This window comes from Streptomyces sp. NPDC044984, assembly GCF_040646935.1.
Taxonomy (GTDB): Bacteria; Actinomycetota; Actinomycetes; order Streptomycetales; family Streptomycetaceae; genus Streptomyces.
The window spans coordinates 1-24475 of the sequence record NZ_JBEZBE010000040.1 but is presented as its reverse complement, the minus strand read 5'-3'; the positions used below and the strand labels follow the sequence as shown (position 1 = coordinate 24475).

Sequence of the window (24475 nt, the reverse complement as noted above, 5' to 3'; positions counted from 1 at the left end):
GCAGGAGTAACACCATACCGGCAAGGGTGAGCGCTCGCTTAGTGCGCCCGTCGTCACAGCTTCTGCAACGGGTCGTGCTCGGCGAGCAGCTTCTCCAGGCGGGCCTGGTCGACCCGGTTGACGATCTGCCCTGCCTCCTGGCGGTCGCGGATGACCTTGGCCAGGGTGAAGGCGGAGGTGACGAGGTACAGGACCGCGATGCCCAGGAAGGCGCGGACCCAGGCGTCGGTCTCGAGGTTGAAGATGCCGACCGCGGTGGCGCCCATGGCCACTCCGAAGGACGCGACGGCCTGGCCGTAGAAGGCGGCCGTGCTCTGCTGCTTGACCGGTGTGTCGCTCATGGGGACAAGGGTCGGCGGATGTGGCCGCGGCCACATCCGCTCAGCTACTCAGACGCGTACTCAGAACGCCGACACCCCGGTCAGCGCACGGCCGATGACCAGTTTCTGGATCTGGCTGGTGCCCTCGTAGAGGGTCATCACACGGGCGTCGCGCAGGAGCTTGCCGGCCGGGTACTCGTCGATGTAGCCGTAACCGCCGAAGACCTGCAGGGCGTTGTTGGCGGCGCGGACGGCCGCCTCCGAGGCGAAGAGCTTGGCCTTGGAGGACTCGACGGCGAAGGACCGGCCCCGGTCGATCAGGTCGGCCACCCGCCAGGTCAGCAGCCGGGCCGCGTCGACGTCCACGGCGATGTCGCTGATCAGCTCCTGGACGAGCTGGTGACGGGCGATGGGCTTCCCGAACTGCTCCCGCTCCCCCGCGTACCGCACGGCCGCGTCCAGGGCGGCCTGCGCTATGCCGACGCAGCCGGCCGCGACCGACATCCGGCCCTTGGCGAGGGCGGACATGGCGACCGAGAAGCCCTTGCCCTCCTCGCCCAGCATCGCGGAGGCGGGCACGCGCACGTCCTCGAGGACCAGTTCGGCGGTGGCCTGGCCGCGCAGGCCGAGCTTGCCGTGGACGGGGCGGCGGGTCAGGCCCGGGGTGTCCGTGGGGACGAGGAAGGCGGAGACGCCCTTGTGGCCGGGGGCGTCGGTGGAGCGGGCGAAGAGCAGGACGACGTCGGCCCAGGTGCCGTTGGTGATGAACATCTTGGTGCCGTTGACGACGTAGTCGTCGCCGTCGCGGACCGCGCGGGTGGTGAGGTTGCCGGCGTCGGAGCCGGTGCCCGGCTCGGTGAGGCCGAAGCAGCCGACGTACTCCCCGGAGGTGAGGCCCGGCAGCCAGGCGCGCCTGTGCTCCTCGCTCCCCCAGGCGGCGATCGTCTTGGCGACCAGGCCGAGGGAGACGGAGACGATGCCGCGCACGGACGAGTCGCCGCGGCCCAGTTCCTCGGTGACCAGGCAGTACGCGAGATGGTCGCCGCCGCTGCCGCCGTACTCCTCGTCGATCGTCAGCCCCAGGAAGCCGACCTCGCCGAGCTTCTTCACGATGCCGCGGTCGACCTCCTCGGCACGGTCCCAGGCGGTGGCGTGGGGCACGACCTCGCGCTCCACGAAGTCCCGGGCGAGCCGGCGGACGGCCTCCTGCTCCTCGCTGAGCTCCAGGTTCATACCGAGTCACCCCATGTGAGATCCGCTTGCCGCGCACGTCCGAAAGACCGTGCGCATTTAAATTAGCACTGCTAGTTTCCTGTCGCGGTCCTACTATGTGCGCCATGGCCCGACCGCGCAAGCCCCTGCTCAGCACCGACCGGATCGTCGGTACGGCCCGTGCGCTGGTGGACTCGGAGGGCCTCGCGGCCGTCTCCACGCGCCGGCTCGCCGCGGAACTGGGGGTGAGCGGGCCCTCGCTCTACAACCACTTCCGCACCAAGGACGAGATCCTGGAGGCGGTGGCCGACTCGGTGAGCGCGCTGGTCGACCTGTCGATGTTCGAGGACGGCCGGGACTGGCGGACCGCGCTGCACGACTGGGCCGTCTCCTACCGGGCCGCGCTGCGCGACCACCCGAACATCGTCCCGGTCCTGGCCCGCGGCCCGGGCCGCCGCCCGGCGGCGCTGCGGCTGGCCGACGCGGTCTACGGCGCGATGGTCGAGGCCGGCTGGCCGCCCGCGCAGGCCACCTCCATCGGCGCGCTGATGCGCTACTTCATCATGGGCTCCGCGCTCGGCTCCTTCGCGGGCGGATTCGTGGACGACGCCGGCGCCTACGACCCCGCCGACTACCCGCACCTCGGGCAGGCCCATCTGCTCGCCGAGCAGCAGGAGAAGGTCGACGAGCGGGCCTTCGAGGCGGGGCTCACGGCGCTGCTGGACGGGCTGACGCTGCAGTACGAGCAGGTGCGGGCCGACGCCTAGGTGTACCGACCCGTGAGGTCGGGGACGCGTCCGGCCGGCCGGGTGACCGCCTCGCGTCCAGGTCCCGTCGCCATGGACCCCGGGCGGTGCGGTCCGGTGGATACGGAGCGGGAACCGCCGCGGCCGCTCCCGCCCTTCGGCGACGGGCGTCGCGGCCGCCCCGGGTCGTCACCGGCGGGCAGCCCGGTACAACCCTCACGGCCCGTCGCACGTCAGAGACATCACCACGAGGTGAGGGCCTCCGTACAGCCGGACCACAAAAATGGCATACGATGCGCGCGAACCACATCAAGATCACATAAGAGGATGTACACGTCATGGCGATCCGCGCCCCGTACCGTTCCCTTCGCGGCATATCCGCCGTCGTCGCCCTGCTCGCGATCGGCGCGGTGGGCTGCTCGGAGGTCTCCGACGCCGTCGACAGCGCCAAGGACGGCGCGAAGAAGGTGGCTCGCCAGCGCTCGGTGTTCTCGCTGGACATCGGCGACTGCTACAACCCGAACGGCAAGGCCGAGGGGGAGGCGTACTCCGTCGAGATCGTGCCCTGCGACGAGGCCCACGAGGGCCAGGTCGTCGGCGAGTTCGCGATCGACGAGGGCAAGGAGTACCCCGGCGACGACGGGATCTCGACGATCGCGGACGACCGCTGCCCGGTCGAGGCGCAGAAGTACGCCCCGGACACCTGGGCGCTCCCCGAGGGCGCCGCCCTCTTCTACTACACCCCGACCAAGGAGAGCTGGGCGACCGGTGACCGCGCGGTGAGCTGCACCTACACCTCGGAGAAGGGCACGCTCAGCGGCTCGCTGGACACCGCGAAGTCCCTCAAGCCCGAGCAGGCCGCGTACCTCGAGGGTTCGAACGCGGTCTACGAGGCCCTGTGGGCGAACCAGCCCGAGAAGGACACCGTCGAGGACGACCTGGCCGGCTACAAGGCGCAGGCCAAGGCCGTCGCGGCCGCCCTCGACACCCACGTCGAGGGCCTGGGCGGCATCGAGGGCACCGAAGTCGGCAAGCTTCGCGCGACCCTGACGAAGGCGGCCGGAAACTGGGAGAAGGCCGCGAACGCCGTCGACGCCGACGCGTTCTACGTCGCCTACGACCCGGCGTTCACCGACATCGACCCGAACAAGTCGGTCGCCGCCCGCAAGGAACTGGGCCTGGCCACCACCGTCCCGGCCGACGAGGCCGAGGTCTGGGCGAGCTGACGCCCCCTGGAAACCGGCCGCCGTGCCCGCCCCCGTGCTCACCGGCCTGTTCGGACCTCGTCCCCGCTTCGGCGGTGAGCCCGGCAGGCCCCTCACGCACCGGTCCGGCAGCCGGTTCCGGGCCAGGCGTGGCCGGCCCTCCGGCGTGATCGGCCGGACGGGACCCGGGCGGAGGGCGCGGATGCTTCGGTGAGCGCCGAAGCATCCGTACCGCATGCTGGGGGCATGACCACCAAGGACCCCCGGGCGGCCGGTCTCGCGCGGCTCGCCGCGCTGGTCGCCGACGAGACGCGGGCCGCGTGTCTGCTGGCGCTGCTGGACGGGCGGGCCTGGACGGCGGGCGAGCTGGCCCGGCACGCCGGTGTCGCCGCGTCCACGCTGAGCGAGCACCTGGGCAAACTGGTCGCGGGCGGGCTGCTGGCCGAGGAACGGCAGGGGCGGCACCGGTACGTGCGGCTGGCCGACGCGCGGGTCGCGCACCTGGTGGAGGACCTGGCCGCACAGGTGGCCCCGGGTGCCGCCGAACGCCCGCGCACGCTGCGGCAGGCGGGCGCCGGGTCGGCCATGGCCCGCGGGCGGACCTGCTACGACCATCTCGCCGGACGGCTCGGCATCGCCGTCACGGACGCCTTCGCCGCGCGGGGGCTGCTGCTCCAGGACACCGGGTTCGCACTCACGGACGCGGGGCTGCGCTGGTTCGGCACGGCGGGCATCGGCCTGGACCGCCGCGGACGGCGGCCCCTGGCCCGCGCCTGCCTGGACTGGACGGAACGCCGCCCCCACCTCGCCGGAGTGGCGGGCGCGGCCCTGTGCCGGCACGCCCTGGAGGCGGGGTGGTGCGTGCGCATCGGCTCCGAGCGGGCGGTGAAGGTGACGGAGGCGGGCGAACGCGCGCTGTCCGAACTGCTGGGGATCCCGGCGCAGGCCCTGCGCTGACCGGCCGGCGGGTCCCGCCGGAAGACCGCGGGCTTCCCGCCCCCGCACCTCTTCCTGGCTCCGGGGCGCCGGCGGGTGGTTCCCGTTCCTCGCGGGCGTGTCGGCGTCCCGGTCCCGGCCTGCGCGGCACGGTCCCGGCCTGCGCGGCACGGCACGGCCGAGCGGGACACCGGCACGGCTGAGGCCTCGGCTTCCAGGGGGGCCGGTTCCGTGCGCCGGGCGGTCCGGAGGCCGTGCGCCAGGCGGCCCGGAGGCCGTGCGCCGAGCGGTCCGGAGGCCGTGCGCCAGGCGGTCCGGAGGCCGTGCGCCGAGCGGTCCGGAGGCCGTGCGCCAGGCGGTCCGGAGGCCGTGCGCCGAGCGGCCCGGAGGCCGTGCGCCGGGCGGTCCGGGGCCGTACGGCGGACCGTGCCGCGTTCGGGGAGAGCGACACGGCCCGCCCGCGGCACGGCCGGCAGCACGACGGGCGCGCTCTAGAAGACCACCAGGGCCCGTCCGCCCTTGCCGGCCAGCATGGTCTCGAAGGCGGCCGGGATGCCGTCCAGGGCGATGTGTTCGGTGACCAGGGCGCCCAGGTCGAGGCGGCCGGTCCGGATGTGCTCGGCGAGGACCGGCAGGTCGCGGGCCGGGTCGGAGTTGCCGTAGACGCAGCCGGAGAGGGTCCGGCCCCAGTGGAAGATCTCCAGGGCGTTGAAGGTGACCTGCTGGTCCTTGCCGCCGATGCCGACGACCGTGGTGCGCCCGCCGCGCCGGGTGGACTCCCAGGCCGTGCGGATGGTGGCCGCGCGGCCGACGCACTCCACGGCCACGTCCACGCCCTCCTTGCCGGTGAGGGCGCGGATCTCGCGGGCGGTGGTGTCGGAGGCGACGAGGTAGTCGGTGGCGCCCGCGGACCGGGCGAGCTCCTCCTTCGCCGGGGAGACGTCGACCGCGACGATCGTGGACGCGCCCGCGATCCGGGCCGACTGGAGGGCGGCGAGGCCCACTCCCCCGACGCCGAACACCGCGACCGTCTCGCCCGGCCGGACCCGCGCGGAGTGGTGGACGGCGCCGTAGCCGGTGAGCACCGCGCAGCCCAGGAGCGCGGCGTCGGTGAGCGGGACGCCGTCGGGGGCGGGCAGCACGCAGGACGCGGGCACCACCGTCTCCTCGGCGAACGCGGCGACGTTCAGCCCCGGGTACAGGTCGGTGCCGTCGTCGGCGCGGCGGGCGTGCACCTCGGCGGCACCGGCCAGGGCGCCCGCGCACAGCCAGACCTCGCCGCGCGCGCAGGCGGGGCAGGTGCCGCAGGACGGCGCCCAGTTGAGGACCACGCCGTCCCCGGGCGCGACATGGGTGACGCCCTCGCCGACGGCGACGACCGTGCCGGCGCCCTCGTGGCCGAGGACGGCCGGGACCGGCAGGCGCATGGTGCCGTCGGACAGGGACAGGTCGGAGTGGCAGACCCCGGCGGCGGCGAGCCGGACGCGGACCCGGCCGGGACCGGGTTCGGGCAGCTCGATCCCGGTGACCTCCAGCGGGGCACCGACGGCGGGCAGAACGGCGGCACGTACGGCCATGGCGGATTCGACTCCCCTAGAACTGGAGGGACTTGGTCTGGAGGTACTCGGTCAGGCCGTGCGTGCCGAGCTCGCGGCCCACACCGGACTGCTTGTAACCGCCGAAGGGGGCCAGCGGGTTGAACCGGCCGCCGTTGATGTCGACCTGGCCGGTCTCCATGCGGCGGGCGAAGGCCACCGCCTCCGCCTCGTCGCCGGCCCAGACGGCGCCGGCCAGGCCGTAGACGGTGCCGTTGGCGATGCGCAGGGCGTCGTCCTCGTCGTCGTAGCGCAGGATCGACAGGACGGGGCCGAAGATCTCCTCCTGGGCGATGGTCATCTCCGGGGTGACGTCGGCGAAGACCGTGGGGCTGACGTGGTAGCCCTTCTCGTGCGGGGAGTCGGGGCCGCCCGCGACCAGCCGGGCGCCCTCGGCGACACCCTTCTCGATGTAACCGCGCACCCGTTCCCGCTGCCCCGCGTTGACGAGCGGGCCGATGCGGTCGCCGTACTTCGCGGCGGCGGCCGCGGCGAGTTCCACGGCCTCGTCGTACCGGTCGCGGTGGACCAGCATGCGGGTCCAGGCGCTGCACGTCTGACCGGAGTTGGACATGACGTTGGCGACGCCGACGTTGACCGCGCGGGCCAGGTCGGCGCTGGGCAGGATGACGTTGGCGGACTTGCCGCCGAGTTCGAGGGCGACCTTCTTCACCATGCCGGAGGCGATCGCGCCGATGCGGCGGCCGACGGCGGTGGAGCCGGTGAAGGAGACCAGGTCGACGCCCGGGTGCTCGGCCAGGGCCTGCCCGGCCACCGGGCCGAGGCCGGTGACGAGGTTGAACACGCCCGCCGGGATCCCGGCCTCGTGCACGGCCTGCGCGAACAGCCGCGCGACCAGCGGGGTGTCCTCGGCGGGCTTGACCACGACGGTGCAGCCGGCCGCGAGGGCGGGGGCGGTCTTGGCGACGATCTGGTGGAGCGGGTAGTTCCAGGGGGTGATCGCGCCGACCACGCCGACGGGCTCGTGGAGGACCGTCGAGTTGCCCGTCTTCTCCTCGAAGGGGTACGTCGCCGCCAGCTCGGCGTACGAGCCGGCCACGGCGATCGGCACGCCCGCGTGGACGGTCTGCGAGAGCTTGAGGGGCGAGCCCAGTTCGGCGGTCACCGTCCCGGCGATCTCGTCCTGCCGGGCCACGAGCGCGTCCCGCAGTGCGGCCAGGCGGGCGGCGCGCTCGGCGGGCGGGGTGGCGGCCCAGGCGGGGAGGGCGGCGCGGGCGGCGCGCACGGCGGCGTCGACGTCCTCCACGGTGCCCGCGGGGACGGTGGCGATCACCTGTTCGTCGGCCGGGTTCACCACCTCGATCACGTCCGGGCCGGCGGCGGGGCGCCAGGCGCCGTCGATGTACATGCCGTCGTATGCCTTCATCGCGCTTCCTCCGGGGCGGGGCGTCGGTGTCCGACCGCTCGGTTCGTCCGAGGGTCCTAAACTAGCGATGTTAGTTTTACCGCGCCAGAGGTCTCCGCGTCCCCGTCTCACTCCTCCAGGCCGGGCAGCCGTGCCGGGTTGGGGCAGATCCGCTCACCGCCCTGGTCGAAGACGAAGAGGTGGGCGAGGTCCACCAGGAGCGGTACCTGCATGCCGTGCCGGAGGCGGATGTCGGGGGTGGTGCGGACGATGAGGTCGCCGGGCACGCGGGGCTCGGCGGAGGCGGGGACCTGATCCGGCTGTCCGGGCGGGGCCGGCGTCGCCGCCGGTCCCGCGCTCAGCGCGCCGGCCCGCTCCCGCAGCCGGTGCAGGACCGTGCCCTCGCGGCGCCGGCGCCGGGCCGGGCGCTCGGGCCGCGGGCGCGGGGCCTCGAGGTCGGGGACGACGGCGGGGCGGGAGCCGGTGTCGAAGTGGACGAGGACCTCGTGGCCCTGGAACTCCAGGTGCTCCACCAGGCCGGTGAGCGCCACCTCGCCGGTCCGCGCGGCGGACGGCTTGGCGATCCGTACGGCCTCCGAGCGCAGGCCCACGATGACCTCGCGGCCCTGCTGGACCCGTAGCAACTGGTGGTCCAGGGAGAGGGGTTCGGGCAGCCGCAGGAACTGCTTGCCCAGGCTGATGGTCATCGCCCCGTCGAGCGGGGCGCGCACCAGGCCGCGCAGCAGATTGATGCGCGGGGTGCCGATGAAAGCGGCGACGAAGACGTTGCTCGGCAGGGAGTACACCGCGCGCGGGGTGCCGACCTGCTGGAGGACGCCGCCGCGCAGTACGGCGACGCGGTCGCCGAGCGACATGGCCTCGGACTGGTCGTGGGTGACGTAGACGGTGGTGACGCCCAGCTCCCGGGTGAGCTGGGAGATCTCGGCGCGCAGACGGTTGCGGAGCTTGGCGTCGAGGTTGGACAGCGGCTCGTCCATCAGGAAGGCGGAGGGGTGGCGGGCGATGGCCCGGCCCATGGCGACGCGCTGGCGTTCCCCGCCGGAGAGCTGGGCGGGGAAGCGGTCGAGGAGGTCCTCGATGCCGAGCATCCGGGCGGTGGCGTCCACGCGCGGGGCCGGGTCCGCGCCGGGTGACTCGATGCGCAGCGGGAAGCCGATGTTGTCGCGGCTGGTCATGCTCGGGTACAGGGCGAAGTTCTGGAACACCATCGCCATGTCCCGGTCGGAGGGGGGCAGTTCGTTGCCGTACTCGCCGTCGAGGAACAGCCGGCCCTCGTCGATGTCCTCCAGTCCGGCGATCATCCGGAGCACGGTGGACTTGCCGCAGCCGGAGGGGCCGAGCAGGACGAGGAATTCGCCGGGCGCGATGTCCAGCGACAGCCGGTCCACCACGCGGACGCCTCGCGTGTATGCCTTGCTCACGTCGTGCAGGGAGATGGCGCGTGTCATGAGAGTGCCCCCGGGGGCGGATCAGGGCGCTGGTGCTCCGCGTTCGGAACGCCCCGCGCGGGCCGCACGGGGCGTGTGGGTCACGGAAGCTAACGGAAAGTAGCAGCCGGGGGAAGATGCCGGACGTGATCCGGGCGCTCCGGTCCAGTAAGTGAGAAAGCGGACGCCCAGATTCAGCGGGCGTCCGCGTTCCATGGGGTGACCGGCGTTCCGCGTCAGTCGTCACCGCCGCCCGTGCGGCTGTTCGAACGGCCCGACTGGAGCAGCTCCCCCGCCAGCAAGGTCGCCTTCGCCACTCCGCGGACCCAGCGCGGACCACCCCGGGCCGCCCGGACGACGCAGACGCATCCTCCGACGGCGAGGACGAGAACACCGATCAGGATGAGCAGAAGCATGTGGTCCCCCTCTATGTGTGCACGGTATACATGCGCACGGTATACATGCGCACGGCATATGTATGCACACCCCGCCTCTCGGTGGGCGGCATGTGCGATCGCACCATCCTGCCGGCGCGGACGCGCCCGCCGGGCACCGGCCGACTAGCGAGCCGTACGGCGCCGGGGGCGGGCCCCGGTGCCCTTACGGGCGGACGGCGGGTCCTCCGCCGGCCGGGACGGGGTGCGCAGGGCGACACCCGAAGCCAGGAACAGCAGGGCGCCCAGCATCACGAACGGTGCCGCCACACCCGCGACTCCCGCGATCAGGCCCGCCGCCGCGGGCGCGGCGACCTGGCCCAGGCGGTTGCCGGTGAGGCGCAGGGCGAGGGCGGTGGAGCGGGCGTCGGCCGGGGCGGCCTGGACGACCGTCGTCATGGACAGCGGCTGGCCGACGCCCAGGCAGAAACCGAGGACCGCCAGGACCAGGGCCAGCGCCCAGACCGGCAGCGGCAGCGCGAGGCCCGCGCACAGCACTGCCGCCAGCAGGCAGGTCACCGTCAGCAGCACCGTGCGGCCGAGCAGGCGCAGCAGCGGGGTGAGGACCAGCCGGCAGGCGATGGTGGCCGCCGCGCGGAGGCTGAGCAGCAGGCCGACGACGGCCGGGTCGATGCCCCGGTGCTCGCCGACCACCGGGAGGTAGGCGGTGAGGATGTCGGTCGCGGACAGCACGGCCAGGCTGATGAGGATGCCCGCGGGGACGCCCCGGGCGCGCAGGATGCCCCGTACCGGCACCCGTGCGCCCTGTCCCGTACGGGGTTTCGGGGCCCCGGGCCGTTCTATGCGCCACAGCGAGGTGAGGGCGACGGCGCCGCCCGCGCCCGCCGCCAGCAGGGCGAGCGCGCTGGTCCTGGCCATGTCCGCGCCGATCAGCGCGCCCGCCGCGATGGGGCCGACCAGCTGGCCGAGCGAGGCGCCGATGGTGAAGTGGCCGAAGTTGCGGTCCTGTTCGTGCGGCGCGGACTGGCGGGCGACGAGGGACTGCGCGCCGATGACGAAGCAGAGGTGGCCGAGGCCCATCACCCCGCTCCACAGGGCCATCGCCCACAGGGAGCCGGCGAGGCCGCTCAGCGCGCAGCCGCCGGAGATGAGCACCACGCCGGCCGGGAGCAGGGGCGCGCAGCGGCCGTGGTCGGTGCGCCGGCCGAGCGGTACGGCGGCGAACAGCGGCAGCAGCGCGTAGACGCCCGCGATCACACCGATCGCCCGCTCGTCCGCGCCCAGGGCCAGCGCCCGGTAGGAGACGGCGGGCCGGGCCATCGACACCGCCCCCTGCGCGAAGCCGAAGGCGATGACGAGGCGGAGCAGCCAGCCGCGGTTCCCACCGGGCGCCATGGTCGGGTCCTTCCTGACAGTGGTCCGGGTGTCCGGCTCAGATGATGCCGAACAGGATTCCGGCCGCGAGGATCACCAGGCAGATCAGGGCCGCCCACTTCACCACGAACCGGGTGTGGTCGCCGAACTCGACCTTGGCCATGCCGACCAGGACGTACACCGCGGGGACGAGCGGGCTGGACATGTGCAGCGGCTGGCCGACGAGGGAGGCGCGGGCCATCTCCAGCGGGGAGACGCCGTGCGCGGCGCCGGCTTCGGCGAGGACGGGCAGGACACCGAAGTAGAAGCCGTCGTTGGACATGAAGTAGGTCAGCGGAAGGCTCAGCAGGCCGGTGACCAGGGCCATGTGCGGGCCCATGCCCTCGGGGATGACGTCCACCATCCACTTGGCCATGTGGTCGACCATGCCGGTGCCCTGGAGGACGCCGGTGAAGACGGCGGCGGCGAAGACCATGCCGGAGACGTTGAGGACGTTGTCGGCGTGGGCCGCGAGCCGGGCCTTCTGGTCGGGGATGTGCGGGAAGTTGACGGAGAGCGCGAGGGCGGCGCCGAGCAGGAACAGCACCGGGATCGGCAGCAGCTCCATGATCATGGCGGTGAGCAGGGCGACCGTGAGCAGCGCGTTGAACCAGTAGAGCCTGGGGCGCAGGGTGGGGCGGTTCGGGTCGAGGCCCTGGAAGCCGTCGTCGTCCTCCGCGTCGGCGTCCGTACCGGCACCGGACCCGCCGGCCGGCCGGGCGTCCTTGCCGGAGCCGCCGGCGGAACCCGCGCCGACCAGCACGGTCTCCGTCTCCTCGGCGTTCTCCTTCACCAGCGCCTCGTCCAGCGTCAGCACGCCCAGCCGCCTGCGCTCGCGCAGACCGAGCACGTACGCGAGGACGACGACGCCCAGCAGGCCGACCAGCAGGGCGGGGATCATCGGGACGAAGATGTCGCCGGCGTCGAGCTTGAGCGCGGTCGCCGCGCGGGCCGTCGGGCCGCCCCAGGGGAGGGTGTTCATCACGCCGTTGGCCATGGCGGCGACACCGGTCATCACGACCAGGCTCATCTTCAGGCGCTTGTACAGCGGGTACATCGCCGAGACGGTGATCATGAAGGTGGTGGAGCCGTCGCCGTCCAGCGACACGATCGCGGCGAGCAGCGCGGTGCCGACGACGATCCGCATCGGGTCCGCCTTGCAGAACCGGAGGATGCCGCGGACGATCGGGTCGAAGAGTCCGACGTCGATCATCACACCGAAGTAGACGATCGCGAACATGAGCATCGCCGCGGTGGGGGCGAGGGTCGACACGCCGTCGATGACGTAGTCACCGAGGTGGGCGCCCTTGCCGACGAACACGCAGAACAGCGCGGGGATCAGCACGAGCGCCGCGATCGGCGACATCTTCTTCAACATGATCAGGACCAGGAAGGTCGCGATCATGGCGAAGCCGAGGATGGTCAGCATGAGTGGATACCTAACGTTCGCCCTTGAACTCCCACCAGGGCCGGCGGTGCGTCGACGTTAGGTTCTGCAAAGCGGCGTTAACAAGATGTCTACCTGCGAGCAATAAGCGCAAAACCCCAGGTCACAGCTTTGCTCAGGTCAGAGCACCGAACGTTTTGGTCACGGCGGCGGTCAGCGGGGCCACCTCGACGGGCACCCCGTTGAGGACGGCGTTGCCCGACAGCGGGTCGAGGAGGCTGCCGTCGAGGAGCTGGTTGACGTTGGCGCCGGGGTCGGCGGCGGCGTGCCGCATGCGGGTGCCGGGCCGGTCGTGGCCCCAGCCGTGCGGCAGGCTCACGACCCCCGGGCGCACGGCGTCGGTGACCTCGGCGGGGGCGGTCACCTCTCCCCCGGCGCCCTTGATCCGCACCGGCTGTCCGTCCCGTACGCCGAGGCGTGCGGCGTCCTCCGGGTGGAGGTGCAGGGTGCAGCGGTTGGAGCCGCCGGTGAGGGCGGGCACGTTGTGCATCCAGCTGTTGTTGGAGCGCAGGTGGCGGCGGCCGACGAGGACGAGTCCGGCGGGGCGTTCGCCGAGGGCGGCGCGCAGTCGGGGGAGGTCGGCGGCGATCGGCTCCGGCAGCAGCTCCACCTTGCCGCTGCGGGTCTTCAGCGGCTGGGGCAGCCGCGGGCGCAGGGGGCCGAGGTCGATGCCGTGCGGGTGGGCGAGCAGTTTCTCCAGGGTGAGTCCGTCCGGGTCGGCGCCGAAGCCGTCGCCGTACGGGCCGAGGCGCAGCATCATGTCGAGGCGCCGTTCGGGGCCGTCGTCGCCGGTGAGCAGGGCGGCGAGTTCCTCCGGGTCGCGGCCGTGGACCGGGGAGTGCGGCTCCCGGACCGCCTTGGCGAGGGTCTGGCCGATCACCATGGCGTCCACGGCGCCGGGGTCGGCGCCGTGCGTGCCGGTCGCGGCGAAGACCAGCCGGGCCAGGATCTCGGTCTCGGCCATCCGGCCGGGTTCCAGGGGGACGGCGGGGCGGGTGTAGCGGACCTGGTTGCGCACGGCGAGGGTGTTGAAGGCGAAGTCGTGGTGCGGGCTCTGCGCGGGCGGGGGCGGCGGCAGGACGACGTCGGCGTGGCGCGAGGTCTCGTTGAGGTACGGGTCGACGCTCACCATGAAGTCGAGCGAGCCGAGCGCCTTGTCGAGCCGGTCGCCGTCCGGGGCGGAGAGGACCGGGTTGGCGGCGACGGCGACGAGGGCGCGTACCGGCTCGCCGTCGCCGGTGGCGGTGTCGATCTCCTCGGCGAGGGCGGAGAGCGGCAGTTCGCCCTTGGCCTCGGGGTGCCGGCTCACCCGGGAGTGCCAGCGTCCGAGGGCGAAGCCGCGGCCGGGTCCGGCGGGGCGCGGGGTGCGGTCGGTGGCGGCCTGCGGGAAGAGGGCGCCGCCGGGCCGGTCGAGGTTGCCGGTGAGGACGTTGAGGACGTCGACGAGCCAGCTGGCGAGGGTGCCGTGCGGGACGGTGCAGCTGCCGATGCGGGCGTAGACGGCGGCGGTGGGGGCGGCGGCGAGTTCCCGGGCGAGGGTGCGGAGGGTGGTGGCGTCGACGTCGCAGGCGCCGGCCACCGCCTCGGGGGTGAAGTCCCGCAGTGCGGCGGCGAGTTCCTCGAGCCCCTGGATGTGCGGCGCCAGTTCCCCCGGGTCGGCCAGGTCCTCGTCGAGCAGGGTGTGCGCCAGCGCCGCGAGCAGCAGCGCGTCGGTGCCGGGGCGGACGGCGAGGTGCCGGTCGGCGAGGCGGGCGGTGCGGGTGCGGCGCGGGTCGATGACGGTGAGGGTGCCGCCGCGGGCCCTGAGCGCCTTGAGCCGGCCGGGGAAGTCGGGTGCGGTGCACAGACTGCCGTTGGACTCCAGCGGGTTGGCGCCGATCAGCAGCAGGTGGTCGGTGCGGTCGAGGTCGGGTACGGGGATGGCGTTCGCGTCGCCGAAGAGCAGTCCGCAGGCGACGTGCTTGGGCATCTGGTCGACCGTGGAGGCGGTGAACAGGCTGCGGGTGCCGAGCCCGGCGATGAGCACGGGCGGGTAGAGGGCGCCGGCCACGGTGTGGACGTTGGGGTTGCCCAGGACGATGCCGACGGCGTGCGGGCCGTGCCGTTCGACGACGGGCCGTATCCCGGCGGCCACGGCGTCGAACGCCTCCGCCCAGGTGGCCTCGCGCAGTTCCCCGTCGACGCGGACGAGCGGGGCGCGCAGCCGGTCGGGGTCGGAGTCGACGGCCCCGAAGGCGGCGCCCTTGGGGCAGATGAAGCCCTTGCTGAACACGTCGTCCCGGTCGCCGCGGGCGCCGGTGACCCGGCCGTCGTCGATGGTGAGCGTCAGGCCGCAGGTGGCCTCGCACAGGGGGCAGATACGAAGGGCGGTGCGGGACACGGGGCCTCCCGGGTGCGGCGGCTGCGACGGCGCGCGGACACGCCGAGCATACCGACCGGTATGCACGGTGGGGAGGGGGTCGCCGGGGGCGGCTCAGTCCAGTGTCCGGGCCAGGTACGCCCGCAGCATCTCCCGCAACTCTCCGATGACCTTCTCGTCCCCCTCGGGCACCATCCGGAACGCCAGGTGGACGAGGGCGTCGGCGGTCTCGACCGCGATGAGGAAGGTGCGGCGCAGGTCGTCGTCGGCCTCGCGGCCGAGGTAGCCGGAGAGCAGGTCGGTGAGGCGGTCGGCGACGCGGTGGTTGGGCTCGGTGCGGCGGGTGCCGACGGGTATCTGGTTGCCGAAGTCGACGAGGGAGAAGCCGGGGGCGGTGCGCTTCATGTCGAGGTACTCGTCGAGCACGACGTCCATGGCGTGCCGCCAGCCCCGGTCACCGGTGGCCCCGAGGCGTTCGGTGACCCGTTCCGTGAAGCGCTCCAGGTTGCGCTGGGCCAGCGCGTCGGCCATCTGGCGCTTGTTGCCGAAGAAGCGGTAGACGGAGCCGATGGGCACGCCGGCGCGCTCGGCGACGGCACGGGTGCTGAGGTCGTCGTAGCCGGCCTCGTCGAGGAGTTCGGCGCAGGCGTCGAGGATCCTGGCCAGCCGTTCGGCGCTGCGGCGCTGCACCGGCGCTCGGCGGAGCGATGTCGCGTGGGGCACGGGGCTCATCATGCCTGCTCGTCCCCGCCCGGTGAACCTCGCCCTCCGCTACGGTCCCGCCGGTCCGTTCCGCGCCCCTGCCCCGGGGACGCCGTGGCGGTCGGCCCGGCGCTCGGGCCCGGGTCCGGCTCCCGGTCCGACACCGTGATGTCGGCCGTGCTCTCCACGGGCTCGCCGTCCACGGCCCACACCGAGCCGTCGTCGGCGTACAGGCGGGCGGTGACGTGGTGCGTGCCGCGCGGGACGGAATCGCCGGGGAGGTGGTACTCGGGGGTGCGCAGCAGGGCTACGCGGCGGCCGTTCAGTTCGAGGTGCGCCAGACCCCGGCCGGCCACCGCGCGCCCGCCGGTGCCGTCCGGTGAGAAGCGGAAGTTGCGCACGGTCAGCCGTACGTCCCAGCCGCCGCCCGTGTCGGGGGTGACCTCGACGCCGACGGCGGGCGCGTCCTCCTCGTCCACCTCTCGGTAGGGGCGGCCCTCCTCGTCCCGCTCGTCCAGGAGTTCACCGGCCGGCGAGGACGGCTTCCCGTCCTGCCCCCGGGCACCGCTCGGACCGCAGCCCACGGGTCCGGCCAACAGTGCGACACAGACCGCGAGCGCGGTGATCAGGCTCCGCGTCCACGACATGCCGGGGAGCGTAGAACACGGGTGCGACCTCGCGGATCCCCCTGAAGTCGGGTTCCGCGTCCTCCGTGGAGAGGAGGAGGCCGTAAGGGGAGGGAGATCGCGCGTCCCCCTTGCGCCGCGGAAAACGCAATCCTACGGTGTTGCATAGGAATCCGACCGCAAGGGAGCACCGGGCATGAGCGATGGGGGTACCACCCGCGCGAGCGCGTTCGAGCACGGGGGAGCGCGCAAGATCGCCGAAGGGCTGGAACACCTCTCCGGCTTCGGCAACGAGCACAGTTCCGAGGCGGTCCCGGGCGCCCTGCCCGAGGGCCGCAACGCGCCGCAGCGCGCACCGCTCGGGCTGTACGCGGAGCAGCTGAGCGGTACGGCGTTCACCGAGCCCCGCGCGGAGAACCGCCGCTCCTGGCTGTACCGGATCCGCCCGTCGGCCGCCCACCCGGCGTTCACCCGCACGGGCAACGGGTCGCTGCGCACCGCGCCCTTCACCCAGACCGTGCCCGACCCCAACCGGCTGCGCTGGAACCCGCTGCCGGAGCCCGCCGGGGGCACCGACTTCCTGGCCGGGCTGTGGACCCTGGGCGGCAACGGCGACGTCACCCAGCGCACCGGCATGGCCGTGCACCTGTATCACGCCACCGCCTCGATGGACCGCGTCTTCAGCGACGCCGACGGTGAGCTGCTGATCGTCCCCGAGCACGGCGGGCTGCTGCTGCGCACGGAGTTCGGACTGCTGCATGTGGAGCCGGGACACATCGCACTGATTCCTCGTGGGGTGCGGTTCCGTGTGGACCTCCTCGAGGACTCTGCCCGCGGTTATGTGTGCGAGAACTATGGGGCAGCGTTCCGGCTCCCCGACCTCGGCCCGATCGGCGCCAACGGGCTGGCCAACGCCCGGGACTTCCGGGCGCCCGTCGCCGCGTACGAGGACGTCGAGGGGCCGGTGGAGGTGGTGAACAAGTTCTGCGGCAACCTGTGGTCGGCCACCTACGACCACTCCCCGCTGGATGTCGTCGCCTGGCACGGCAACCATGTGCCCTACGCCTATGACCTGCGCCGCTTCAATGTGATGGGCACCATCTCGTACGACCATCCGGATCCGTCGATCTTCACGGTGCTGACGTCCCCGAGCGACACCCCGGGGCTGGCCGGGGTGGACTTCGTGGTCTTCGCGCCCCGCTGGCTGGTGGGCGAGGACACCTTCCGGCCGCCGTACTTCCACCGGAACGTGATGAGCGAGTACATGGGCCTGATCGAGGGCGCGTACGACGCGAAGGCGGAGGGCTTCGTACCGGGCGGGGGCTCGCTGCACAACATGATGTCGGCGCACGGCCCCGACCGGGAGACGTTCGACCGGGCGAGCGCCGCGGAGCTGCGCCCGCAGAAGATCGACGACGGCCTGGCCTTCATGTTCGAGACCCGCTGGCCGGTGTCGCTGACCCCCCAGGCGGCACGGGCGGAGCACCTGCAACAGGGCTACGACAGCGTGTGGCAGGGACTCGAGCGTCACTTCCAGCCGTTGCACTGAACGTTCTCCGACCGGTACGGATAGCCCGTGACCTCCTTCGCTCCGGATTCGATCGTCCTGAACCGCAAGTTGCCGCTCTGGTATCAGGTGTCGCAGTCGCTGCGCGCCTCGATCCTCGGCCGCTCGCCCCAGGACCCCCTGCGTCTACCCACCGAGGAACAACTGGCCGGGCACTACGGGGTGAGCGTGCTGACCATGCGGCAGGCGCTGAAGGAGCTGGAGGACGAAGGGCTGATCACCCGCCACCGCCGGCGCGGCACGTTCATCGAGCCCGGCGCCCGGCGGGGCGCCCCGGTGCGGCTGCTGGGCTCGGTGGACGCGATCGTGGCCCAGCAGTCCGGCATGACGACCGAACTGCTGGAGCACGGTCCGGCGCCGGTGCCGGCGGAGCTCGCCGAGCACTTCCCGGACCTGTCCGAGGCGGCCGCGTACCACCGGCTGCGCAGCGACGAGAAGACGGGCGAGCCGACCAACCACGCCCGCAACTGGGTCCGTCCCGAACTGGCCGCTCACATCGACCCGGACGACCTGGTGCGGTGGCCGATGACCAAGGTGCTGCGGGACGTCGTCGGGGCGGACATCAGCCGCATCACGGACACGGTGGAGGCGCGGCTCGCGGACCCGGAGACGGCACGGCTGCTCCAAGTCCCGCTGCTCAGCCCGATCCTGCACTACACGGGCATCACCTACGGCACCGACGGCCGGCCCCTGGACGTGGCCGTCATCCACTACCGGGGCGACCGCTTCTCCTTCACGGTGACGCTGGACGCCACCTGATCCGCCGCGCCCGCAAGCCGTACGATGCCCTGCGTGACGCACGACGACGCTCCGCTGCTGGCGGACCTCATGCCGTGGTCCGTCGCACCGCCGCGGCTCGGCCGGGGGTGGCCGGCGGCCCCCGACGCGGCGTCCCTGAAGGCCCGTTGGGACGCCCTGGTGAAGGCCGAGGGGCCGGACCGCGAGACGCTGTTCCGGCCGACGCGCTCCCGAACCCCGCACACGGCGGTCGGTCAGCTGCCGGGCCGCAGCGGCGGCACGGAGAAGCTGGCCCGCGCGTCGGGCCCGTGCCCCGAGCCGGTACGGGTCCTGTACGCCCCGTTCGACGAGCAGTGGCTGATCCCCGACCAGCGGCTGATCGACGCGGCCCGGCCGGAGTTGTGGCGGGTGGCGGACGAGCGGCAGATCTTCGTCGTGGAGGCGGGCACGGCCCGGGACCTCACGGGTCCGCCCCTGCTGGCCACTTCCCTGCTGCCGCTGCTGCGCACCGGCCGCGTCCGCCCGCTGTACCGCCGGCCGGGCGCCGCGGAACCGAACCTGGCCCCGGGCCTGACGGAACACCTCGCCACCAGACTCGGCCGGGACACCTCGCCGGTGGACGTCCTCGCCTGGGCGATGGCGGCGGCGCGCGCCACGCCCGCCGGGCTCGCGGTGCCGCTCACCGGGGACGCCGGCGTGTGGGACCGGGGCGTCGCGGTGGGCCGCCGGATGCTGTGGCTGTCGCGGCGCGACGGGGAGCGGCCCAGACTTCCCGGCGGGCGCCGCCCCTACGTACGCGCCCCGTTGCCCTCCCGGCCGGTGACCGTGGAGTACGACCGGGACGAGGAGGCCCTGCTGCTCGACGGGGGCCGCATCTCCCCGGTGCCGCCCGGGGCCTGGGACTTCGAGGCCGGCGGCGTGCGGGTGCTGGAGCAGTGGTTCGCGGCCCGCACGGAGCCGGCCGAGCCGGGCACCCTGGCCGCGATCGGGCCGGCCGCCTGGCCCCAGGCCTGGACCTCGGAACTCCTGGAACTGGTCACGGTCCTCGCCCTGCTGGCCGAAGTGCGCCCGGAGCAAGGGGCGCTGACGGGCCCCGCCCTCCCCGACCCGGTCACACCGGCCGAGCTGCGCGCGGCGGGCGTGCTCCCGGTGCCGTCCTCCGCCCGCCGCCCCGCCTCGGTGCTGGACGCCCGCGAGGAGGGGCCGGAGGGCCAGCTCGCATTGATCTGAGGGCCGGCTCACGCCGGTCCGAGGACCGGCTCACGCTGACCCTCGGACCGGCTCGAGCCGGTCCGAGGGTCAGCCGCGGGGTTCGAAGCCGTCCAGCATCCGGCCGAGCGCCCGCTCGAACACCGCCTCCAGATCGATCGGCCCGGCGTCCTCCGCGAAGGCCGCCGCCATCCGCGGGTACTCGCCGGTCGCGATCCGGCCGCCCAGGTAGGCGATCCGGGCGGCGTCCTCCTGCTCCTGCGACCAGGGCAGCGAGCGGGTGCGTTCGGCGGTGGCCAGCTCGTTGGCGACGTAGGCCGTCACGATGCCGTTCAGCATCGCGATCAGTTCCAGCTTGGTGCCGTAGGGCCCGGGGAGCGTGTCCAGACAGGCCAGGCGGTGGCGGACGTGCTGGTGACGGCGGCCGGGACGGTGCCGTTCCTGCTGGTGGGGCTCGCGGTGGGCTGGCGGGTGGAGGGCGGCGCCCTCGAGGCCGTGGGCGCCGTCGCCCTGTTGCTGCTGTTCCGGTTCGCCTGCGTGTGGATCGGGATGTACCTCGGTCTGCTCACCCGGAACGAGGAGGCGGCCGGCCAGCTGGGCGGGGCGACCTTCCTGCTGCCGCCGCTGTCCAGCGCGTACGTCCCGACGGCGGGGCTGCCGGACGGGCTGCGCACGGTCGCGGAGTGGAACCCGATCAGCGCGGTGGCGACGGCGCTGCGGGACCTGTTCGGCAACGCGCCCGTGCCCGACGGGGCGGCCTGGCCGGTGGCGCATCCCGTCGCGGGGTCACTGGGGTGGTGCGCGGTGCTGCTCGTGGTGTTCGTACCCCTGGCGGTACGGCAGTACGGGCGCGGGAGGGGGTGAGGCTCCCGGGATGGATGTCAGGTTCCTGCCAGGACGGAACCGACCGGTGCGCCCCCGGAGCACTGCCGGGTGGGAACGGGGGCGCCGGCAGGGGAAAGTGCCGGTGTCGGACCGGGCGCCGGACGCCACCGGTGCCGCGGGGATGACGGACGGGGCGGGGCGCCGCGCCGGGACGGTGGTGGGCCGCCCGGGCGCTGGCGCTACCGGCTGCCGAACAGGGAGCGGCGCAGCCGACGCAGCGGGGCGAAGAGCGAGACGCGGCTCGCCCGGGCCCGCGCGCTCCTGGCGCCGCGGTCGTGCGTGGTGTCACGCGCGATGAGCTCGCGCATCAGCGACGTCGCCTCGGCCGTCTCCCGCTGCGGGACCGCGGGTCCTCCGAGGACCGAGAGATGGCGGTCGAGGCGCGAGCTGGTCGCGCTGCTGCCGCAGGTGATCGCAGGGACCCTGGCCCTGCTGCGCACTGTTATCTGTTCCATGTCACTCCCCACCCGTACGAGTCCACCCGGCCCGGGCAGGGTAACCCTATCGTCCCGTTCGGGCACTCGTGTATCGAGGCCACAGGATTCACCTTCCCCATAAGGGGGTTGACGAACACCCGTCGATCACTCTCCGAATCCGACCGTTTCCAGGGCGAGTTGGACGACGGGCTGCGAGGTGGGCCGCGGTGACCCGCCCTCGGGTTCGACGGTCACGGCGAGTGACGTCGCCGCCGGGTCGAGGCCGGAGGCGATCAGGGGCGTGTCGCCCTCGAACAGCCCCAGGGAACGCGGTCGTGCGTCCGGGCCCATGAGCCAGAGCTGGCGCACACGTCCGTTCGGGGGGTCGCCGTATCCGCCGAGGGTGACGACCGCGCTGCGGGTCGATGCGGAAGCGATCACTCCGATCGTGCGGCCGCGCGCGTCCCGGCCGCTGCTCGCGCGGGCGTCCGGGGCGGCGAGAACGTGGGCGATCTCACGTGACCGGTCGCGTTCGGCGGTCAGCCGGTCCTGGGTCCGGTCCGCCTGGACGGCGAAGAGCGCGGCGACGACGAGCGCCGCGGCGGCGGTGGCCGTCGCGAACGGCACGAACAGCGGCGTACGGCGCCGCTCGCGGGGGCGCGGCGGGGGCGCGGTGCCCCAGACGTGCGGCGGGAGCTGCGGCGCACGCGCGCGTGCCGGTTCCCGGGGCGCGGGTTCCTGCGGGGTGGTCCGTACGGCGGCCAGGACCCGGTCCCGCAGCGCGGCGGGCGCGGGGGCGGCCGTGGACCAGGCGAGACGGACGGCGTCCTCGGCGAGGGCCCGCACCTCGGCGGCACAGCGGGCGCAGGACTCCAGGTGCCTCTCGAAGCGGACGCGTTCGGCGGGCTCCAGGGCGTCGAGGGCGTAGGGGGCGGCGAGCGAGTGCGGGTCCCCGCGGCGCGGCAGTCGGTCGAACAGGCTCATGCCGCGCCTCCCAGGCAGTCGCGCAGTCGGGTCAGTCCGTCGCGCATGCGGGTCTTGACCGTGCCCAGCGGGAGGGACAGCCGCTCGGCCACCTCCCGGTAGGTGTAGCCGTCGTAGTAGGCGAGGGTGACCGACTGTCTCTGGAGTGCGGTGAGGCGGTCCAGGCAGCGGCGCACCCACTCGCGTTCGAGTCCGGCCTCCACCTCCTCGGCGACCTGGTCGAAGGCGGGTCCGGGGCCGCGCCGGGCCTCGCGCTGCTCGCGTTCGCCGGCCGCTCGGGCGCTGCGCACCCGGTCGACGGCGCGGCGGTGGGCGAGGGTGAGGACCCAGGACAGCGCGCTGCCCCGGCCGGGGTCGAACCGGGCGGCGGAGCGCCAGAGTTCGAGCAGCACCTCCTGGGCCACCTCCTCGGACTGGGCCGGATCGCGCACCACGCGCCGCACCAGCCCGTACACCGGCCCGGAGACCAGCCCGTACAGGTCCTCGAACGCCTTCTGGTCGCCTCCGGCCACCAGCACCAGCAGCTCGTCCGCCTCCAACGCGCATCCCCCTCTCCGGCCCCGGCGGGCCGTCCGGTCATCCGAGGCGTGCGCGGCGAGCGAGCCTCCGGACGGTGAGTACGGATCAACGGGCCGAAAACGCGGGTCGGCAGCGGGAAATGCTACGGGCGTACGGGCCCGGCGGGAGGGGGCCCGGAAGAATTCCCGAACCCCACCCATCCGGCCCGCCGCCCGCTCCGAAGACCAGTGCGTCAAGGCAAGTCGGCACTGAGGACGGACGGCATGACAACTGACTCCAGGACCGGTGCGGGGCGCGGGAGCATCGCGACCCTGATCTGCGGTGCGCTGGCCGCCGGGGGGCTCGCGGCCGCCAGCGTGACCGCGCTGGACCCCGAGGCGGCCTCCGCCTCCAGCCATCGGGAGGCCCCGCTGATCTCGGGCACCCCGCAGTACGACAACACGGACCTGTACGCGTTCGTCAGCCCCGACAAACCGGACACGACGACGATCATCGCGAACTGGATCCCCTTCGAGGAGCCGGCCGGCGGACCGAACTTCTTCACGTTCGCCGAGGACGCGCAGTACGACATCCACATCGACAACGACGGGGACGCGCAGGGCGAGCTGCTGTTCCGCTACACGTTCAGGACGCACACGAAGAACGACGAGACGTTCCTCTACAACACCGGCCCGGTCACCAGCCTGGACGACCGGGACCTCAACATCACGCAGACCTACGACATCGAGCTGCTGAAGCTGAAGGACCAGCACGCGGTGTCCCGTACGAAGATCGCGGACGACGTCCCGGTGGCGCCGTCGAACGTCGGCAAGGCGTCCATGCCGGACTACGGCACCCTGCGCGAGCAGGCCGTGCGCGAACTCGCGGGCGGGGCGACGACGTTCGCCGGGCAGGCCGACGACCCGTTCTTCCTGGACCTGCGGGTCTTCGACCTGCTGTACGGCGGGAACCTCTCCGAGGTCGGCAACGACACGCTCAAGGGCTACAACGTCAACTCCCTGGCGCTCCAGGTGCCGACCGACATGATCACCGAGTCGGCGGACCAGCCGGTCGTGGGCATCTGGTCGACGACCCGGCGCAAGAACGCCGAGGGGCACTTCGTGCAGGTCTCGCGGCTGGGCAACCCGCTGGTGAACGAGGTCGTCAATCCGCTGAAGGACAAGGACACGTTCAACGCGTCCGCGCCGTGGGACGACGCGCGGTTCCTGAAGAACGTCACCGAGCCGGAGCTGCCGAAGCTCATCGAGGCGATCTACAGGATCGACGCGCCGGACGAGCCGCGCGACGACCTCATCGACGTGTTCCTCAAGGGCGTCGAAGGGCTCAACCAGCCACCGCACGTGAGGCCGTCGGAGATGCTGCGGCTGAACACGTCGGTCGAGCCGGCCGCCGAGCCGAAGCGGTTGGGCGTCCTGGACGGGGACAACGCCGGCTTCCCCAACGGGCGGCGGCTGACGGACGACGTGGTCGACGCCGCGCTCCAGGTCGTCGAGGGGGAGCTGGTGGGCGCGAAGAACGACCTGGGGGACGCGGTCGACGCCAACGACAAGGAGTTCAAGGCGGCCTTCCCGTATCTGGCGAACCCGACGGAGGGGTCGCGCGGCCCGCTCGCCAAGGGCGTGGACGGCGGCGACGACGTGCGCAACCAGCTCGGTGACGCGCTGCGGCCGACGGGTGCGGAGGGGGACGGCGACACGGCCCTGATCGCCGCGTCCGCCGGTGCGGGAGCCGGCGGGCTGCTGCTGATCGGAGCGGCGCTGACGTGGTGGCGCCGGATGCGCGACCGGGCGTACTGACCCGCCCCGCCACGCCCCGACCCGCCCCGCCACGCCCCGACCGGCGCACCCCGCCTCACGGCACGGGCCGCGCCGCCGACTCCCGCACCACCCGGCGAACGACCGAGGAGCAAGGCCATGTCCGCGCGTACGAACGACAGCCCTCCGGACGGCGGGCGCGGCACCGAACCGCCCGCACCGGCGGAGCCCCGCCACGACAGGACACGGGACGAGGCGGCACATCGCCGCGGCCCGGACGAGGGACGTGCCCGGACCGGGGCCCGGGGGCGGCCGCCCCGGGAGACGGACCGACGGCGCGTCCCACGCGTGCCACCGGCCGCCCCGCACGCCGACGGCGAGGATCAGGGTCCCGGAGCGGCCGCCCCGCACGCCGACGGCGAGGATCAGGATCCCGGAGCGGCCGCCCCGCACGCCGACGGCGACGGTCAGGGTCCCGGAGCGGCCGCCCCGCACGCCGACGGCGACGGTCAGGGTCCCGGAGCGGCCGCCCCGGACGGCGCGGGACCGCGGGGTCCGGTCACCGCGGACACCTCCCGGATCGGCATGTCAGCGTAGTAGTGCAGCAGGATCGGGACGCGCAGCCGTTCCGGC

21 protein-coding genes and 3 pseudogenes are annotated in these 24475 nt (G+C 73.5%); 8 read left to right on the top strand and 16 right to left on the bottom strand.

The annotated features are described in order from the left end of the window. Positions 1 to 53: 53 nt before the first annotated feature. The gene (locus tag AB0A94_RS32485) at positions 54 to 341 is read right to left on the bottom strand and encodes a YiaA/YiaB family inner membrane protein (RefSeq protein WP_189560488.1); all 288 of its coding nucleotides are present in this window, start codon (positions 339 to 341) and stop codon (positions 54 to 56) included. A 60-nt stretch (positions 342 to 401) separates the two neighbouring features. Beyond that, positions 402 to 1553: an acyl-CoA dehydrogenase family protein gene (locus tag AB0A94_RS32480; protein ID WP_361749634.1), complete on the bottom strand. Its 1152-nt coding sequence runs from the start codon at positions 1551 to 1553 to the stop codon at positions 402 to 404. A 104-nt stretch (positions 1554 to 1657) separates the two neighbouring features. Between AB0A94_RS32480 and AB0A94_RS32475 the strand changes: the two genes are divergently transcribed. The 3 genes from AB0A94_RS32475 (at position 1658) to AB0A94_RS32465 (ending at position 4440) form a co-directional block, all read left to right on the top strand. After that, positions 1658 to 2299, top strand: coding sequence for a TetR/AcrR family transcriptional regulator (locus AB0A94_RS32475; protein WP_361749633.1), 642 nt, complete (start codon positions 1658 to 1660; stop codon positions 2297 to 2299). Positions 2300 to 2616: 317 nt separating this feature from the next. Next, on the top strand, positions 2617 to 3504 hold the full coding sequence (locus AB0A94_RS32470; protein ID WP_361749631.1) for a septum formation family protein: 888 nt from the start codon (positions 2617 to 2619) through the stop codon (positions 3502 to 3504). Between the two features lie 225 nt (positions 3505 to 3729). Beyond that, the gene (locus AB0A94_RS32465; protein WP_361749630.1) at positions 3730 to 4440 is read left to right on the top strand and encodes a winged helix-turn-helix domain-containing protein; all 711 of its coding nucleotides are present in this window, start codon (positions 3730 to 3732) and stop codon (positions 4438 to 4440) included. A 470-nt stretch (positions 4441 to 4910) separates the two neighbouring features. Here the strand turns inward: AB0A94_RS32465 and AB0A94_RS32460 are convergent, their stop codons facing one another. The 9 genes from AB0A94_RS32460 to AB0A94_RS32420 form a co-directional block, all read right to left on the bottom strand. Then, positions 4911 to 5996, bottom strand: a complete 1086-nt coding sequence (locus AB0A94_RS32460) for a Zn-dependent alcohol dehydrogenase (protein WP_361749628.1) — start codon at positions 5994 to 5996, stop codon at positions 4911 to 4913. 16 nt (positions 5997 to 6012) lie between these two features. After that, on the bottom strand, positions 6013 to 7401 hold the full coding sequence (locus AB0A94_RS32455; RefSeq protein WP_361749627.1) for an aldehyde dehydrogenase family protein: 1389 nt from the start codon (positions 7399 to 7401) through the stop codon (positions 6013 to 6015). 107 nt (positions 7402 to 7508) lie between these two features. Next, positions 7509 to 8849, bottom strand: a complete 1341-nt coding sequence (locus AB0A94_RS32450) for an ABC transporter ATP-binding protein (protein ID WP_361749625.1) — start codon at positions 8847 to 8849, stop codon at positions 7509 to 7511. A 215-nt stretch (positions 8850 to 9064) separates the two neighbouring features. Further along, the gene (locus tag AB0A94_RS32445) at positions 9065 to 9244 is read right to left on the bottom strand and encodes a hypothetical protein (protein ID WP_361749624.1); all 180 of its coding nucleotides are present in this window, start codon (positions 9242 to 9244) and stop codon (positions 9065 to 9067) included. 144 nt (positions 9245 to 9388) lie between these two features. Continuing rightward, positions 9389 to 10618, bottom strand: a complete 1230-nt coding sequence (locus AB0A94_RS32440) for an MFS transporter (protein ID WP_361749622.1) — start codon at positions 10616 to 10618, stop codon at positions 9389 to 9391. 37 nt (positions 10619 to 10655) lie between these two features. After that, positions 10656 to 12065, bottom strand: coding sequence for a citrate:proton symporter (locus AB0A94_RS32435; protein ID WP_361749621.1), 1410 nt, complete (start codon positions 12063 to 12065; stop codon positions 10656 to 10658). A gap of 133 nt (positions 12066 to 12198) precedes the next feature. Then, positions 12199 to 14463 carry a molybdopterin oxidoreductase family protein gene (locus AB0A94_RS32430; protein WP_361749620.1) on the bottom strand — a complete coding sequence of 755 codons (2265 nt, stop codon included), beginning with the start codon at positions 14461 to 14463 and terminating at the stop codon, positions 12199 to 12201. A 93-nt stretch (positions 14464 to 14556) separates the two neighbouring features. Further along, positions 14557 to 15174, bottom strand: coding sequence for a TetR/AcrR family transcriptional regulator (locus tag AB0A94_RS32425; protein ID WP_361749701.1), 618 nt, complete (start codon positions 15172 to 15174; stop codon positions 14557 to 14559). After that, the gene (locus tag AB0A94_RS32420; RefSeq protein ID WP_361749619.1) at positions 15174 to 15791 is read right to left on the bottom strand and encodes a hypothetical protein; all 618 of its coding nucleotides are present in this window, start codon (positions 15789 to 15791) and stop codon (positions 15174 to 15176) included. The genes AB0A94_RS32425 and AB0A94_RS32420 overlap by 1 nt, the downstream gene beginning before the upstream one ends. A gap of 175 nt (positions 15792 to 15966) precedes the next feature. Here AB0A94_RS32420 and hmgA point away from each other — a divergent pair, with 175 nt between their 5' ends. From hmgA to AB0A94_RS32405, 3 genes are read left to right on the top strand one after another with little or no spacing between them, the layout of a single operon-like run. Further along, positions 15967 to 17319 carry a homogentisate 1,2-dioxygenase gene (gene hmgA / locus AB0A94_RS32415; RefSeq protein ID WP_361749618.1) on the top strand — a complete coding sequence of 451 codons (1353 nt, stop codon included), beginning with the start codon at positions 15967 to 15969 and terminating at the stop codon, positions 17317 to 17319. 27 nt (positions 17320 to 17346) lie between these two features. Then, positions 17347 to 18096, top strand: coding sequence for a GntR family transcriptional regulator (locus AB0A94_RS32410; protein WP_361749616.1), 750 nt, complete (start codon positions 17347 to 17349; stop codon positions 18094 to 18096). 24 nt (positions 18097 to 18120) lie between these two features. Beyond that, positions 18121 to 19305, top strand: a complete 1185-nt coding sequence (locus AB0A94_RS32405; RefSeq protein WP_361749615.1) for a type ISP restriction/modification enzyme — start codon at positions 18121 to 18123, stop codon at positions 19303 to 19305. Positions 19306 to 19374: 69 nt separating this feature from the next. On the opposite strand, the pseudogene AB0A94_RS32400 reads toward AB0A94_RS32405, so the two are convergent. After that, a pseudogene (locus tag AB0A94_RS32400) lies at positions 19375 to 19698 on the bottom strand (TetR/AcrR family transcriptional regulator C-terminal domain-containing protein); the annotation flags it as partial. Here AB0A94_RS32400 and AB0A94_RS32395 point away from each other — a divergent pair. Next, positions 19675 to 20148: pseudogene (locus tag AB0A94_RS32395) on the top strand (ABC transporter permease); the annotation flags it as partial. The pseudogenes AB0A94_RS32400 and AB0A94_RS32395 sit on opposite strands and share 24 nt — an antisense overlap. A gap of 200 nt (positions 20149 to 20348) precedes the next feature. On the opposite strand, the gene AB0A94_RS32390 reads toward AB0A94_RS32395, so the two are convergent. From AB0A94_RS32390 to AB0A94_RS32380, 3 genes are all read right to left on the bottom strand, one after another. Next, positions 20349 to 20624 (bottom strand): hypothetical protein, encoded by a 276-nt coding sequence (locus AB0A94_RS32390; RefSeq protein ID WP_361749614.1) that lies wholly within the window; start codon positions 20622 to 20624, stop codon positions 20349 to 20351. A 126-nt stretch (positions 20625 to 20750) separates the two neighbouring features. Beyond that, the gene (locus tag AB0A94_RS32385; protein ID WP_361749613.1) at positions 20751 to 21569 is read right to left on the bottom strand and encodes an anti-sigma factor; all 819 of its coding nucleotides are present in this window, start codon (positions 21567 to 21569) and stop codon (positions 20751 to 20753) included. After that, a complete protein-coding gene (locus AB0A94_RS32380; protein WP_217130381.1) occupies positions 21566 to 22108 on the bottom strand; it encodes a sigma-70 family RNA polymerase sigma factor in 543 nt (180 codons plus the stop codon). The genes AB0A94_RS32385 and AB0A94_RS32380 overlap by 4 nt, the downstream gene beginning before the upstream one ends. A gap of 243 nt (positions 22109 to 22351) precedes the next feature. On the opposite strand from AB0A94_RS32380, the gene AB0A94_RS32375 reads away from it, so the two are divergent. After that, a complete protein-coding gene (locus AB0A94_RS32375) occupies positions 22352 to 23884 on the top strand; it encodes a DUF4331 domain-containing protein (RefSeq protein WP_361749612.1) in 1533 nt (510 codons plus the stop codon). A gap of 512 nt (positions 23885 to 24396) precedes the next feature. Here AB0A94_RS32375 and AB0A94_RS32370 read toward each other — a convergent pair. Continuing rightward, positions 24397 to 24475 (bottom strand): annotated as a pseudogene (locus tag AB0A94_RS32370) (RNA polymerase subunit sigma-24); the annotation flags it as partial.

Bases quoted from the DNA above. Each gene is read 5' to 3' on its own strand.
- AB0A94_RS32475 (WP_361749633.1), top strand. From the start codon at position 1,658: ATGGCCCGACCGCGCAAGCCCCTGCTCAGCACCGACCGGATCGTCGGT.
- AB0A94_RS32485 (WP_189560488.1), bottom strand. From the start codon at position 341: ATGAGCGACACACCGGTCAAGCAGCAGAGCACGGCCGCCTTCTACGGC.
- AB0A94_RS32420 (WP_361749619.1), bottom strand. From the start codon at position 15,791: ATGTCGTGGACGCGGAGCCTGATCACCGCGCTCGCGGTCTGTGTCGCA.
- AB0A94_RS32455 (WP_361749627.1), bottom strand. From the start codon at position 7,401: ATGAAGGCATACGACGGCATGTACATCGACGGCGCCTGGCGCCCCGCC.
- AB0A94_RS32405 (WP_361749615.1), top strand. From the start codon at position 18,121: ATGCCCTGCGTGACGCACGACGACGCTCCGCTGCTGGCGGACCTCATG.
- AB0A94_RS32440 (WP_361749622.1), bottom strand. From the start codon at position 10,618: ATGGCGCCCGGTGGGAACCGCGGCTGGCTGCTCCGCCTCGTCATCGCC.
- hmgA (WP_361749618.1), top strand. From the start codon at position 15,967: ATGAGCGATGGGGGTACCACCCGCGCGAGCGCGTTCGAGCACGGGGGA.
- AB0A94_RS32450 (WP_361749625.1), bottom strand. From the start codon at position 8,849: ATGACACGCGCCATCTCCCTGCACGACGTGAGCAAGGCATACACGCGA.
- AB0A94_RS32465 (WP_361749630.1), top strand. From the start codon at position 3,730: ATGACCACCAAGGACCCCCGGGCGGCCGGTCTCGCGCGGCTCGCCGCG.
- AB0A94_RS32480 (WP_361749634.1), bottom strand. From the start codon at position 1,553: ATGAACCTGGAGCTCAGCGAGGAGCAGGAGGCCGTCCGCCGGCTCGCC.
- AB0A94_RS32390 (WP_361749614.1), bottom strand. From the start codon at position 20,624: ATGGAACAGATAACAGTGCGCAGCAGGGCCAGGGTCCCTGCGATCACC.
- AB0A94_RS32385 (WP_361749613.1), bottom strand. From the start codon at position 21,569: ATGAGCCTGTTCGACCGACTGCCGCGCCGCGGGGACCCGCACTCGCTC.
- AB0A94_RS32470 (WP_361749631.1), top strand. From the start codon at position 2,617: ATGGCGATCCGCGCCCCGTACCGTTCCCTTCGCGGCATATCCGCCGTC.
- AB0A94_RS32460 (WP_361749628.1), bottom strand. From the start codon at position 5,996: ATGGCCGTACGTGCCGCCGTTCTGCCCGCCGTCGGTGCCCCGCTGGAG.
- AB0A94_RS32445 (WP_361749624.1), bottom strand. From the start codon at position 9,244: ATGCTTCTGCTCATCCTGATCGGTGTTCTCGTCCTCGCCGTCGGAGGA.
- AB0A94_RS32375 (WP_361749612.1), top strand. From the start codon at position 22,352: ATGACAACTGACTCCAGGACCGGTGCGGGGCGCGGGAGCATCGCGACC.
- AB0A94_RS32435 (WP_361749621.1), bottom strand. From the start codon at position 12,065: ATGCTGACCATCCTCGGCTTCGCCATGATCGCGACCTTCCTGGTCCTG.
- AB0A94_RS32425 (WP_361749701.1), bottom strand. From the start codon at position 15,174: ATGAGCCCCGTGCCCCACGCGACATCGCTCCGCCGAGCGCCGGTGCAG.